The 505-nt window shown below is 54.5% G+C and carries 1 protein-coding gene; it reads right to left on the bottom strand.

All coding sequences use genetic code 11. The annotated features are described in order from the left end of the window. Positions 1–64 precede the first annotated feature (64 nt). On the bottom strand, positions 65–505 hold a 441-nt coding region (locus ACXJ7R_RS36220), incomplete at its 5' end, for a Crp/Fnr family transcriptional regulator (protein WP_457155960.1).

The raw sequence follows: 505 nt of genomic DNA, 5'->3' as shown, positions 1-505 counted from the left end.
GCTTAAAGCTTTATGAATGGAGGTCACGCTTTGGAAGGCAGTTGTGTCCCCTTGACACCACTGACTAACGGGACTCTCGCACCAGGCTGAGATAAGTCGGATCGAATTCGGCAATCTCTTGTAGTCGTTCCCAGTCGACAATCGTCAACGATTGATCCGCCCAGGTTATCACCCCAAGCTTGCGCAGTTCCCCAATGATGCGGTTCATGTGAACGACCGAGAGGCCTAACACATCCGCGAGCTCCGCCTGCTTAAGCGGAAGGCGAAAACTCATGCCACTGGTTCGCTTCACGACCTTCAATCGAACGTAAAGTTCGCAGACAAGATGGGCCAGATGGGATGTCTTGGACCTTCGACCCATCGCAACGATCCATTCGCGGTGGATCGCGCCGTCGACGAGCGTGTCCAACCAGAGAAGCCGTGTGAGATGGGGTGCCGTCTCGGTGATCTTGCGAAGCCGATTATGATCGGCAATCAGTACACGACAGGGCGACAAGGCAACAAT

Source organism: Mesorhizobium sp. P5_C1, assembly GCF_054049815.1.
This window is presented reverse-complemented; position numbering and strand designations above follow the sequence as displayed.